The organism is Escherichia sp. MOD1-EC5990 (genome assembly GCF_002965285.1).
GTDB lineage: Bacteria > Pseudomonadota > Gammaproteobacteria > Enterobacterales > Enterobacteriaceae > Escherichia > Escherichia coli_F.
This window is the reverse complement of the sequence record NZ_PTRV01000001.1, coordinates 294278-307327: the sequence shown is the minus strand read 5'-3', so window position 1 is coordinate 307327 and position 13050 is coordinate 294278. Positions and strand designations below refer to the sequence as shown.

Below are 13050 nucleotides of genomic sequence, written 5' to 3'. Positions count from 1 at the left end.
AAAGATGAGTACACTTGAACCTGCTGCCCAGTCGAAACCGCCGGGCGGATTTAAGCTGTGGTTGTCGCAGCTGCAAATGAAGCATGGGAGAAAACTGGTCATTGCGTTGCCGTATATCTGGTTGATCTTACTGTTTCTGCTGCCATTTCTGATCGTCTTTAAAATAAGTCTGGCGGAGATGGCGCGCGCTATTCCACCTTATACCGAACTGATGGAGTGGGCTGACGGGCAACTTTCCATCACCCTCAATCTTGGTAATTTCCTGCAACTGACTGACGATCCGCTCTATTTCGATGCATATCTCCAGTCGTTACAGGTGGCGGCGATTTCGACAATTTGTTGTTTACTGATCGGCTATCCGCTGGCGTGGGCGGTGGCGCACAGTAAGCCTTCGACCCGCAATATCTTATTGCTGCTGGTGATCCTGCCGTCGTGGACCTCGTTTCTGATCCGCGTCTATGCCTGGATGGGAATATTAAAAAATAACGGCGTGCTGAATAACTTTCTGCTATGGCTGGGAGTTATCGACCAGCCGCTGACCATTCTGCATACAAACCTGGCTGTTTATATCGGCATTGTTTATGCCTATGTACCGTTTATGGTGCTGCCGATTTATACCGCGTTGATTCGTATTGATTATTCGCTGGTGGAAGCGGCACTGGATCTCGGTGCACGACCGCTGAAAACGTTCTTTACTGTGATCGTGCCGCTGACCAAAGGCGGGATTATTGCCGGATCGATGCTGGTGTTTATCCCGGCTGTGGGCGAGTTTGTGATCCCTGAACTGCTCGGTGGCCCGGACAGCATCATGATCGGGCGCGTGCTGTGGCAGGAGTTTTTCAATAACCGCGACTGGCCGGTGGCCTCGGCGGTAGCGATCATCATGTTGTTGCTGTTAATTGTGCCGATAATGTGGTTCCACAAGCATCAGCAAAAAAGCGTGGGAGAACACGGATGAATAATTTACCGGTGGTTCGTTCGCCCTGGCGAATTGTGATTTTGCTGTTGGGCTTCACCTTTCTCTACGCGCCAATGCTGATGCTGGTGATCTATTCATTCAACAGCTCGAAGCTGGTGACGGTGTGGGCCGGCTGGTCAACGCGCTGGTATGGCGAATTATTGCGCGATGACGCGATGATGAGTGCGGTTGGTTTAAGCCTGACAATAGCTGCCTGTGCGGCAACGGCGGCGGCGATCCTCGGGACGATTGCGGCAGTGGTACTGGTACGCTTTGGTCGGTTTCGCGGATCAAATGGCTTTGCCTTTATGATCACTGCGCCATTGGTAATGCCGGATGTGATCACGGGCTTGTCGCTGTTGTTGTTATTCGTCGCACTTGCACATGCCATCGGCTGGCCTGCGGAGCGAGGCATGCTCACCATCTGGCTGGCGCATGTCACTTTCTGTACGGCTTATGTGGCAGTCGTTATTTCGTCGCGTCTGCGGGAGCTGGACCGTTCCATTGAAGAAGCAGCGATGGATCTCGGTGCGACGCCGCTGAAAGTGTTTTTCGTCATTACGCTACCGATGATCATGCCCGCGATCATTTCTGGCTGGTTACTGGCTTTTACTTTGTCGCTTGATGATCTGGTTATCGCCAGCTTTGTTTCCGGGCCGGGAGCCACCACGTTACCGATGCTGGTCTTTTCCAGCGTGCGGATGGGGGTGAATCCGGAAATCAACGCCCTGGCAACATTGATCCTCGGTGCGGTCGGAATTGTCGGATTTATCGCCTGGTATCTGATGGCGCGCGCAGAAAAACAGCGGATACGCGACATCCAGCGTGCAAGACGTGGCTGAAGACACTAAAATTTGCCAACCTGGCTACATAATGCCGCGCATGTCGCGGCATTGTTTTCATGGAAGACGAAACGTTGGGATTTTTTAAGAAAACATCTTCATCTCATGCTCGCCTGAATGTGCCTGCGCTGGTGCAGGTGGCGGCGCTCGCCATTATTATGATCCGTGGCCTCGACGTGCTGATGATTTTCAATACGCTGGGCGTGCGCGGTATTGGCGAGTTCATTCATCGCAGCGTACAAACCTGGAGTTTAACACTGGTCTTTTTAAGCAGCCTGGTGCTGGTTTTCATTGAGATCTGGTGTGCGTTTTCACTGGTGAAAGGGCGTCGCTGGGCGCGCTGGCTGTATCTGTTGACACAAATCACGGCCGCCAGTTATTTGTGGGCGGCTTCGCTGGGGTATGGTTATCCGGAGCTGTTCAGCATTCCCGGTGAATCAAAACGTGAAATCTTCCATAGCCTGATGCTGCAGAAGTTGCCGGATATGCTCATCCTGTTGCTACTGTTCGTTCCCTCGACCAGTCGGCGGTTCTTCCAGTTGCAATAATGTGTATAATCGTCGCCCCTGATGATGTGAAGGTCAATGTATGCAGTGCGCACTTTACGACGCGGGTCGCTGTCGTTCCTGTCAGTGGATAACGCAGCTGATTCCAGAGCAACTCTCCGCTAAAACCGCCGATCTTAAAAATCTGCTCGCCGACTTTTCGGTTGAGGAATGGTGCGAGCCGGTGTCAGGCCCGGAGCAAGGGTTTCGTAATAAAGCCAAAATGGTGGTGAGTGGTAGCGTTGAAAAACCACTGCTCGGTATGCTGCATCGCGACGGCACACCAGAAGACCTTTGCGATTGTCCGCTTTATCCCTCCTCATTTGCGCCCGTTTTTGCGGCGTTAAAACCGTTTATCGCCCGTGCGGGGTTAACACCCTACAACGTGGCGCGTAAGCGTGGCGAACTGAAATACATTCTGCTGACTGAAAGCCAAAGTGATGGCGGCATGATGCTGCGCTTTGTACTGCGTTCTGACACTAAGCTGGCACAACTGCGTAAGGCGCTGCCGTGGTTACAGGCACAACTGCCGCAGCTGAAAGTTATTACCGTCAATATTCAGCCGGTACATATGGCGATTATGGAAGGGGAGACGGAGATTTATCTGAGCGAACAACAGGCGCTGGCTGAGCGTTTTAACGATGTGCCGCTGTGGATCCGTCCACAAAGTTTCTTCCAGACTAATCCGGTGGTCGCCAGCCAGCTGTACGCTACTGCGCGCGACTGGGTACGACAGTTGCCGGTTAAACATATGTGGGATCTGTTCTGTGGCGTGGGCGGCTTTGGTTTACACTGCGCGACGCCTGACATGCAGTTAACCGGGATCGAAATTGCGCCAGAGGCCATTGCCTGTGCGAAGCAGTCAGCCGCTGAACTGGGCTTAACGCGTTTGCAATTTCAGGCGCTGGATTCCACTCAGTTTGCCACCGCTCAGGGGGAGGTGCCGGAGCTGGTGCTGGTTAACCCGCCGCGCCGCGGCATTGGTAAACCGCTGTGTGATTATCTTTCAACGATGGCACCGCGTTTTATCATCTACTCCAGCTGTAACGCCCAAACGATGGCCAAAGATATCCGCGAACTGTCAGGTTATCGTATTGAACGGGTACAGCTTTTTGATATGTTCCCGCACACCGCGCACTATGAAGTGCTGACACTGTTGGTGAAGCAATAAAAAAGCCGCAGGTGCGGCTTCAGATTGCTGATAAGGTGCGCGTTGTTCATGTCGGATGCGGCGTGAGCGCCTTGTTCGGCCTACAAAATCGTGCTAAATCAATGCATTGCAGGGTAAATGTAGGCCTGATAAGCGTAGCGCATCAGGCAATCTTACTTTTGTCATCAGTCCCGATTACTGCGGGAACCACTGGTCATTGATTTTCTGATACGTACCATCTGCTTTAATCGCTGCCAGTGCGTTATTCAGTTTTTCCAGCAGGGCTTTATTATCCGGACGTACAGCGATGCCCAGACCGGTGCCGAAGTACTGCGGGTCGGTCACTTTCTCAGTAGCAACGCCCAGTTGCGGATTGGTTTTCAGCCATTCGTTTACCACCGCTGTGTCACCAAATACCCCATCAATACGACCATTTTTCAGGTCGATAAAGGCATTTTGATAACTGTCATAGGATACAGTTTTTACTTCCGGGTGTTGATCCTGAATATATTTCTGGTGCGTTGTACCGTTTTCCATCCCAATGCGTTTGCCTTTCAGGTCGGCAAACGTTTTGTAGGTATCTTTTTTGGCAATCACAACAGCTGAGTTTTCGTAGTAGGGCGTGGTAAATGATACCTGCTTGCTACGTTCCGGCGTGATATCCATACCGGAGATAACGGCGTCATATTTTCTGAATTTCAGTGACGGGATGAGGCTGTCGAAAGCGTGATTGGTAAAAGTACATTCTGCCTGCATCTGTTTGCATAACGCTTTTGCCAGGTCGATATCAAAGCCGACAATTTCATTATTAGCACCTATAGATTCAAAGGGAGGATAGGTCGCGGATACGCCGAAATTGATTTTCTCTGCGGCAGAAGCGCCGAATGCACAGGATGCAAGTAAAGCGGCAAGAACTAACTTTTTCATGATGGAACTCCCGTCTGTCAATCTTATGATTTTTGGCCGTGTCTGCGGCATGAGATAACAATGCCATCAAGTGAATTTATATGCAATAAATATGATTAAATAATTCATAATAAATAAAAAAAGACGGACAACTTAGTGGGTTGTCCGTCTTTATTATATTAATCTATGCACTATGTAGGCCGGATAAGGCGTGCACGCTGCACCCGGCATTAGCACGTAGATAACATTAATTCCGTCGCTCGAACGCCAGCGCTTTGCGCTCGATCAAACGCATCATCAGTGTCAGCAGGCCGTTGACGACCAGGTAAATAATTCCCGCCGCGCCGAACACCATGACATCGTAGGTGCGTCCGTACAACAACTGGCTGTAACCCATCACTTCCATCAGCGTAATGGTGTAAGCCAGAGAGGTACTTTTAAACACCAGCACAACTTCGTTGGAATAAGAAGAGAGTGAGCGTTTAAAGGCATACGGCAGCAGGATCGCCAGCGTATCTTTTTTGCTCATCCCCAGGGCACTACAGGATTGCCACTGACCTTCCGGGATCGCACGAATTGCACCGTAAAACAGCTGCGTGGTATACGCCGCACTGTTCAGTGACAACGCAATCAGCGCGCATAACCACGGTTCTGATAACAGATGCCACAGTGCCGGATATTCCTGTAACGTCGGGAACTGGCCCGGCCCGTAGTAAATCAGAAAGATCTGCACCAGCAGCGGCGTACCGGTAAACAGCGTGATATAGCCCCGCACCAGCCACACCAGTACCGGCGTTTTCAGCGTCAGGATGATGGTAAAAATTAACGCCAGAATCAGCGCCACAATCAGCGAGGCAACGGTTAGCGTCAGGCTGGTATGTAGCCCTTTCATTAGTTCGGGTAAATACTCAAGCATCAGCCAGGCCTCCGCTCAAAACGTGTCGCGCGCAGGTCAATGCGTTTGAGAATGTACTGACTCAACAGGGTAATCACCAGGTAAATCGCCGCCGCCACAATGTACCAGGTAAATGGCTCCTGGGTACGAGTGGCGATGCTTTTGGTTTGCAGCATTAAGTCATTCACACTTATCAAACTGACCAATGCGGTATCTTTTAGCAGTACCAGCCACTGGTTACCGAGGCCAGGCAACGCATGACGCCACATCTGTGGCATCACCAGGCGGAAAAAGATAGCCGATTTCGACAGCCCCAGCGCCTGACCGGATTCCCACTGGCCCACCGGTACCGCTTTCAGTGCGCCACGCAGGGTTTGCGAGGCATAGGCGGCATACAGCAGCGACAGGGCGATAACCCCACACAGGAACGGGCTAACGTCGAAGTTCTCAATGTCCATCTGCACCGGGATCTGTACGATCCCAAGATTGATGGTGAAGCCATCCGAAAGCGTCAGCAGTAACTGAGAGGAGCCAAAATAGATAAACAGCACCACCAGAATTTCTGGCAGACCACGCAGAATCGTCACCAGCGCTGAACCTGCCCACGCGACAGGACGCCATTTTGCTGACTCCCACACCGCAAAGAACATCGCCAGCGCCAGTCCGACAATCAATGCACAAACGGCAAGGCCGACGGTCATCCCGGCGGCGCTTGCTAAAGGAAAAAATTCATTCATCAGGTATTACTTCTGGAACCATTTGTTGTAGATGGTTTCGTAAGTGCCATCTTTCTTCACTTTTTCCAGCGCAGTGTTGAATTTCTGCTGCAGTTCAGTGTTGCCCTGACGTACCGCGATGCCGAGGCCAGTACCGAAGTAATCTTTATCGGTTACTTTGTCGCCGACAGCCGCCAGTTTCGGGTTATCTTTCAGCCATTCGGTTACCACTGCGGTGTCACCAAAAACGCCGTCGATACGACCGTTTTGCAGATCGAGTTTTGCGTTCTGGTAGCTATCATAAGGAACCGTGGTGATTTCCGGATGTTTATCCATAATGAATTTCTGGTGCGTCGTCCCGTTCTGAACGCCGACTTTTTTGCCTTTCAGCTGATCAACGCTGGTGTATTTACCTTGTTGACCCACAAACAGGGCAGAGTTGTCATAGTACGGCGTGGTAAACAGCACCTGCTTTTCACGCTCCGGGGTGATATCCATACCAGCCATCACCGCGTCTACGCGACGGAATTTCAGGCTTGGGATCAGGCTGTCAAACGCCTGGTTAGAGAAAGTGCAGGTCGCATCAATCTCTTTACACAATGCCTGCGCCAGGTCGACGTCAAAACCAACGATCTGGTTGTTTGCATCCATTGATTCAAACGGAGGATAGGAGGCTTCGGTGGCAAAACGAATAGTTTCGGCAGCTGTGGCGGAAAGACTAAAACCTGCAATTAACGCGGCAATCAGAACTTTTTTCATTGTTGTTATCCCGAATCTTAGTGAGAGAGATAGTTTTTAAATGCTTCGGTTTGCGGCTCGGTAAAGCAGCGCGCGTCGCCTTGTTCTACGATATGACCATTTTCCATATACACCACACGGCTGGCGGTTTTACGCGCCACTTCCACTTCGTGGGTGACGATCACCTGGGTAATATTGGTTTCTGCCAGCTCACGAATGATGCTGACGATTTGTGCCGTAATTTCCGGGTCCAGCGCGGCGGTCGGTTCATCGAACAGCAGTACCTGCGGTTCCATCATCAACGCACGCGCAATAGCAACACGCTGCTGCTGACCACCAGAAAGATGCAGCGGATAACGATCGCTATAAGGTTTTAGACGCAAACGTTCCAGCAATTTTTCTGCACGGGCCAGCGCCTGATCTTTACTCAATCCCAGTACACGACAGGGCGCTTCAATCAGGTTTTGCTGCACGGTGAGGTGCGGCCACAGGTTGTATTGTTGAAACACCATACCGACGTTACGACGCAGATCGCGAATCGCTTTGTCTGAGGGCGTTTTGGTGAAATCGAAATGGTTGCCTGCAATGTTGAGCGTACCGGAGCGCGGCATCTCAAGCAGATTGAGTACACGCAGCAGCGAGCTTTTACCCGCGCCACTGGGGCCAAGTAACACCAGCGTTTCGCCCTGTGGGCAATCCAGCGTGATATCGAACAGCGCCTGATGCGCGCCGTAAAAGCAATTAATGCCGTTTAATTGAATACTCATTGACACTCGTATACTGGCAGTCTGATAGCTATTGAGGTCGAAGATAGTACCTTTGACAGAATAATTATGCAATATTTCTGCTTTAAAAGTTAAAAGCAAAGCGCATTATTCACTAAACATAGCACAAAATAACGGGGGCGGTGGGCGGCGAGCATAAATGTCGGCATTCCTCACGAAATGCCGGACAATTTATGGGGGTTATTGGTTGATCAAGGCGTTAGCGATTCTCGATTGACTGACGGAGTGTACCTGCTGTGGCATGAACGCTACCGCCTAAGTAACGCACATCGTCGATGACCCAACACTGGCCTTCCTGAATCATTAACACTTCATCCTGCCAGCCCTGGTCACCCTGTTTGAGATCCACGCGCAAAGGAATGTTACGGGCATCACGATTAGGGATAGTAGATGCACTGGCAACGTGGGCGCTGTCTGGCAAGGTGGTTCGACTGGAGAACGGATCGCTGCTTAACAATTCACGATGACTATTATCGCGGCTGGCATCGCTAAGTAGGGTTGCCAGTTTGTCACTCAAATAGGGGCGCAGAGCGGTAATGTCATTGCTGCGATGTTGAATGCGGTAGTCATAGAATTGTTGAGCCACGCTGTCAGGTCCACCCTGGACACAGGAACCGGTGCGGGGGCCGTTATCTTTATAAGCTGGCATGACGGTGGTACAGGCACTCAGCAGCAGTGCACATGGAATAAGTAGAGATAGTGAACGGTAGCGCATAATCATTTCCTTATTGGCTTGCTTTCTGCGTCACACTATGACCAAAAACAATCAGATTATTTAATACATTGTTTTTTATACAATTCTGAAACAATCTGAAGACCCGATTAGGCTTAAGTCCATTGCTGGCTCCCCATTCAAGGTTGATCGTAGCTGACTTACTTAAATTACCCAAACAATAGACAGTGTAAACCATTTGTGAGGCTGAGCGTGTTATAAGACTGAAATGATCATTTAAGGTAAATATGATAGTTCTGAAACGCTGGTATAAATCCTGCTGTAGAAGTTAAGAGCATCTGCAGGAAGCCAGTTGCACATTTATAACGCATGATAGGTGACCAAGATTCTTTTCTATGATTGACAAAATTTTAACATATGATGATAGGCCCTAAGATTAAGATGATTGCAAAAATCACAATGTATGTTTGAAATGAGCGAAATTTGATAGTCCCAACTTTAACTTTCGATAATATTATTATTGTTACGGTTGTGAGTGAAGAATATAATCTTATTTAGCTAATGGATTTGAGTTAAGAATAATATAATTTTTTTTAATGCGCCATTAATTAATATGAATATAGAATGTGTTGTGACTTTATGTTTATAAAGCACAGGGAGTACAGTGGGTTATCGTTTTTTTTGGGTGATTTTTATATGATAAATAATGTCTCTGAACAATCGTCATCATTTCTAAGCACACAACCGAATCAAAGTGATAATCTCATGGCCTCGCTGAGGGAATTTTTTACCATATTAAAATCCAGTCATAAGGATGAGTTATCTACATGGGACACCATCTACTTGAATCTAGTATTAGCAATAAATGCTGATAGTGAAACTATTAAAAATGATATGTCGCTCGGTAACATTATTTATTCAGCAAATAATTATTTTAATTCTTTTTTTAGTAGTGCTTTCGAAACTGGTACTAAAACATACCTTGGTACATCACAAAACAATGAAGTTGAAATAAAAATTGGCAATGAAAGAATCACCATTGGGGTGCGAAATAAAGTCAGCGGAAAAATGGAAAGACAAGAATTTCTTTTTCCTCTGCATTACGAAAATAAACTGCAATGTGAATTGGAGAAGAATTTTACTATTGATTCTTATCCATTGTTATATAGGTATACCCTTGGTTGTAAGATTGCGAATGCGATCTTTGAAAAAGTATACAATAGAATTGTATTTAATAAGGAACAATATATAACAATTATAAAAGACGCATTTATTCATTTCTATGATTATAGCAGACGATATACAATGAGTGAGGATATCGACAAAGAGTCCGTTATAAATACCATTGCATTGATGAGCACCTTTTGTAACAGTGATAATACATCAGGTGAAATTTTCAGTGATGATATTGCTCTTGAAGACTCACCTGAACCTGACCTAAATGTAGAACATACAATAACACTTGGTTTTGCTAATGACGATCTTAAGTTTAATCCAATTACTTATTCGGAAGTATTAACACGATTTTACTCCTTTCAAAATATTGTATTGAATCTGTGTCCGGAAATGCATTCATCGCATTACAACGATATTTGTAGTGTAAGTGTGGATATGACAAAAGGCAAGCAATGCATGATTCACTTGATGGTCAATGAAGAGGTTTTCATGTCTCTTCCAACCCCTATCACAACTATGGCACGTGAACATGATAGTAATTTAGTCAATCTAAAAACGCTACTCAATGATGGTTGTTTTATTAAATATAGTCATTTTGATGCTGTGGGTTTAATGAAGAAAAACTTAAATCATCTGTATTTATCACATTCTCTTGTAAATGAAAGTATATTGAAGGGATGTTGTTTTGAGAACGGCAGTTTAGGTGATGTTAAGATAACAAATAGTAATTTAACGAAAAACGTATTCAGTAACTTTACGTTTAGAGCGACTAAAATTAATAATGTAAATGCTCATTCTTCAAAATTTGTCCATTGCCATTTTTACAGTGTTGATATGATAAGAGTTAATCTCTATAAATGTCTTTTTCATGAGTGTAGTATGCATGATGTCAAGATAAAACCATGGTTACCAGTAAAATGGACAAAAGAATTAATAAATGATTATTTGTATGGTTGTTTACTATCACTGTACTCTATCTGTGTAAGGGATATATTTAATATGACCGTTGGGAATAACGTAAAGGTTGCAGCGGATGCTTTCATTGAAATCCTTTACTCTCTAAAGAATAAATATTGTATTAAGCTATTAAGCGCTCAGGATCGGGCATTTATTTACGAATTTGCAAAAATGATCTTTGCTTATATTAATGATAGAAGTCTTGAGGTTACATTACTTTCATGTTTTGCGGAGACCGATCAAACAAGAATTCAGAGGTATATTCCTCAGCCTCAAGATGCGGAAAAATTTTGGAATAATTTACAATATAAGGTGACTCTTCCCATTCATTAATGTTGCAGGTACAACATAATACAGCAGGTCAGCGCTATCCCATAATGAAACCAATATCGGGTTAGGAGACGGGTAATCGTAAAGGCATATGCGCTTGTTTTTGACACAATGAGATGATTTCCTAAACTGATCAAAACCTTCTTCCCAACATGGCATATCAGCCCGATAATGCTTTGAGATCGAAGGATTAGCAAACAAGGAGATCGATCATGCAATTTTCTACAACCCCAATTCTGGAAGGCCAGACCATCGTTGAATATTGCGGTGTGGTGACAGGCGAAGCGATTTTAGGTGCCAATATTTTCCGTGATTTCTTTGCCGGTATCCGCGATATCGTTGGTGGACGTTCTGGTGCCTACGAAAAAGAGTTGCGTAAAGCGCGGGAAATAGCCTTTGAGGAACTTGGTGAGCAGGCGCGGGCGTTGGGGGCCGATGCCGTAGTCGGTATTGATATCGACTACGAAACGGTCGGGCAAAACGGCAGTATGCTGATGGTTAGCGTCAGCGGAACGGCGGTGAAAACACGTCGATGAGAAGAGTCTTCTGGCTGGTCGCCGCCGCTCTGTTACTGGCAGGGTGTGCAGGCGAAAAAGGCATTGTTGAGAAAGAGGGATATCAGCTTGATACCCGACGCCAGGCGCAGGCGGCGTATCCGCGCATTAAAGTGCTGGTGATCCACTACACCGCAGATGATTTTGATAGCTCGCTGGCGACACTGACCGATAAACAGGTCAGCTCGCATTATCTGGTCCCTGCTGTGCCACCACGATACAACGGTAAACCGCGCATCTGGCAACTGGTGCCGGAACAGGAACTGGCCTGGCATGCGGGGATTAGCGCCTGGCGCGGGGCAACACGCCTTAACGACACCTCTATTGGCATTGAGCTGGAAAACCGAGGCTGGCAAAAATCATCCGGAGTGAAATATTTTGCCCCGTTTGAACAGGCACAGATTCAGGCGCTTATTCCGCTGGCGAAAGATATTATTGCCCGTTATCACATCAAGCCGGAAAACGTAGTGGCGCATGCGGATATTGCGCCGCAGCGCAAAGACGATCCGGGGCCGTTATTCCCCTGGCAACAACTGGCGCAGCAGGGGATTGGTGCCTGGCCGGATGCGCAACGGGTGAACTTTTACCTTGCCGGGCGCGCGCCGCACACACCGGTAGATACCGCATCATTGCTGGAGCTTTTGGCGCGCTACGGTTATGACGTTAAACCTGATATGACACCGCGCGAGCAGCGGCGCGTGATTATGGCGTTCCAGATGCATTTCCGCCCGACGTTATACAACGGCGAAGCGGATGCAGAAACTCAGGCGATTGCCGAAGCGTTGCTGGAGAAATACGTTCAGGATTAGCGGGGCAGTTTCCCGTGATCGCGCAGCCAGGCAGCAGTTTTCTCGATACCTTCATCCAGGGTGAGGACTGGTTGATAACTTAACTCTTCCTGCGCACGCGTAATATCCAGCGTAAAGTCAAAATTCAACTTGGAGACGCCGTAGTGGGTCAGCGGCGGCTCTTTTGCTGACTTGCGGCCTAAACGCTCCATGCTGCGGGCGATCATATCCAGCATCGGGTAGGGGACGGAACGAATACGACAGTCAATATTCAACTCGTCGATCAGCTTCTGCACGATGCTGCGCAGTGTGCGATGCTCGCCGTTGGTAATGTTATATGCTCGCCCGGAAGGCAGCTTATCGCAGGCTTCCTGGCTTGCCAGCCACATGGCGTGCACGGCATTTTCATAGTAGGTCATATCGACCAGCGCACTGCCGCCGTGTGGTAACAGAATGCTGCCGTAGTGGTGCATCATATGCGCCAGACGGGGAATAAAGACTTTATCGTGCGGCCCGAACAGACTTTGTGGGCGTAAAATAGTAAAGCGTGTTTGTGGATTCGCCTGCGAAAGCATATTGATCACTTCTTCGCTGGCCGCCTTGCTGCGGGCAAACTCGTTAGCGAAGCGGTGAGGGCGAAAATCTTCTTTAATATCGTGATGGTGGTGATAATCGAAGTACAGGGAGGGGGAAGAGATATGAATAAAGTTACGTACTCCCCAGGCGACAGCCCATTCACCCAGACGGCGAGTGGCGCGAACGTTAGCCAGATCGAAAGCCTGTTGTGTCCCCCACGGAGAGGTAAAGCTGGAGCAGTGCCACAACGTATCAATGCCTGCGAGCATCACTTTAGCTTGTGATGAGACCAGCTCGGTCAGATCCGCTGGAACAAACTCTGCGCCCATTTTTTCCAGCAATTTACCCATTGCCTCGTTGCGACCGGTCGCACGCACGCTGATGCCTTTCTGGCATAAAAACTCTACCGCGTTTCGACCTAAGCCGCTGGTGGCGCCGGTAACCAGTACCTTCATATCAAT

The 13050-nt window shown here is 48.0% G+C and carries 13 protein-coding genes and 1 pseudogene; 7 read left to right on the top strand and 7 right to left on the bottom strand.

Annotation, left to right across the window (positions count from 1 at the left end; genetic code table 11):
* The first annotated feature begins 4 nt into the window (after positions 1-4).
* From potH to rlmC, 4 genes are read left to right on the top strand one after another with little or no spacing between them, the layout of a single operon-like run.
* Positions 5-958, top strand: coding sequence for a putrescine ABC transporter permease PotH (gene potH, locus BEB42_RS01545; protein ID WP_000105436.1), 954 nt, complete (start codon positions 5-7; stop codon positions 956-958).
* On the top strand, positions 955-1800 hold the full coding sequence (potI, locus tag BEB42_RS01540; RefSeq protein ID WP_001061668.1) for a putrescine ABC transporter permease PotI: 846 nt from the start codon (positions 955-957) through the stop codon (positions 1798-1800). The genes potH and potI overlap by 4 nt, the downstream gene beginning before the upstream one ends.
* Before the next feature lie 59 nt (positions 1801-1859).
* Positions 1860-2348, top strand: a complete 489-nt coding sequence (locus BEB42_RS01535) for a YbjO family protein (protein WP_000389258.1) — start codon at positions 1860-1862, stop codon at positions 2346-2348.
* Between the two features lie 40 nt (positions 2349-2388).
* Positions 2389-3516: a 23S rRNA (uracil(747)-C(5))-methyltransferase RlmC gene (gene rlmC, locus BEB42_RS01530; protein ID WP_001149690.1), complete on the top strand. Its 1128-nt coding sequence runs from the start codon at positions 2389-2391 to the stop codon at positions 3514-3516.
* Between the two features lie 174 nt (positions 3517-3690).
* Here the strand turns inward: rlmC and artJ are convergent, their stop codons facing one another.
* The 6 genes from artJ to BEB42_RS01500 form a co-directional block, all read right to left on the bottom strand.
* Positions 3691-4422, bottom strand: a complete 732-nt coding sequence (gene artJ, locus BEB42_RS01525) for an arginine ABC transporter substrate-binding protein ArtJ (RefSeq protein WP_001353326.1) — start codon at positions 4420-4422, stop codon at positions 3691-3693.
* A gap of 226 nt (positions 4423-4648) precedes the next feature.
* Positions 4649-5317 carry an arginine ABC transporter permease ArtM gene (gene artM / locus BEB42_RS01520; RefSeq protein WP_000895401.1) on the bottom strand — a complete coding sequence of 223 codons (669 nt, stop codon included), beginning with the start codon at positions 5315-5317 and terminating at the stop codon, positions 4649-4651.
* Positions 5317-6033: an arginine ABC transporter permease ArtQ gene (gene artQ / locus BEB42_RS01515; protein WP_001001698.1), complete on the bottom strand. Its 717-nt coding sequence runs from the start codon at positions 6031-6033 to the stop codon at positions 5317-5319. Before artQ ends, artM begins: the two co-directional genes overlap by 1 nt.
* A 6-nt stretch (positions 6034-6039) precedes the next feature.
* Positions 6040-6771, bottom strand: a complete 732-nt coding sequence (artI, locus tag BEB42_RS01510) for an arginine ABC transporter substrate-binding protein ArtI (protein WP_000756580.1) — start codon at positions 6769-6771, stop codon at positions 6040-6042.
* Positions 6772-6788: 17 nt separating this feature from the next.
* On the bottom strand, positions 6789-7517 hold the full coding sequence (gene artP, locus BEB42_RS01505) for an arginine ABC transporter ATP-binding protein ArtP (protein ID WP_000027204.1): 729 nt from the start codon (positions 7515-7517) through the stop codon (positions 6789-6791).
* A 217-nt stretch (positions 7518-7734) separates the two neighbouring features.
* Positions 7735-8250: a lipoprotein gene (locus BEB42_RS01500; RefSeq protein ID WP_074497309.1), complete on the bottom strand. Its 516-nt coding sequence runs from the start codon at positions 8248-8250 to the stop codon at positions 7735-7737.
* Between the two features lie 622 nt (positions 8251-8872).
* Between BEB42_RS01500 and BEB42_RS26455 the strand changes: the two are divergent.
* The 3 genes and pseudogenes from BEB42_RS26455 to amiD all read left to right on the top strand — a co-directional run bounded on the left by BEB42_RS26455 (position 8873) and on the right by amiD (position 12034).
* Positions 8873-10674 (top strand): annotated as a pseudogene (locus BEB42_RS26455) (pentapeptide repeat-containing protein).
* Between the two features lie 209 nt (positions 10675-10883).
* Positions 10884-11207, top strand: a complete 324-nt coding sequence (locus BEB42_RS01480) for a heavy metal-binding domain-containing protein (RefSeq protein ID WP_105267120.1) — start codon at positions 10884-10886, stop codon at positions 11205-11207.
* Positions 11204-12034, top strand: a complete 831-nt coding sequence (gene amiD, locus BEB42_RS01475) for an N-acetylmuramoyl-L-alanine amidase AmiD (protein WP_001255178.1) — start codon at positions 11204-11206, stop codon at positions 12032-12034. The genes BEB42_RS01480 and amiD overlap by 4 nt, the downstream gene beginning before the upstream one ends.
* On the opposite strand, the gene BEB42_RS01470 is transcribed toward amiD, so the two are convergent.
* Positions 12031-13044 (bottom strand): NAD-dependent epimerase/dehydratase family protein, encoded by a 1014-nt coding sequence (locus tag BEB42_RS01470; RefSeq protein ID WP_105267137.1) that lies wholly within the window; start codon positions 13042-13044, stop codon positions 12031-12033. The two genes, amiD and BEB42_RS01470, sit on opposite strands and share 4 nt — an antisense overlap.
* Positions 13045-13050 lie beyond the last annotated feature (6 nt).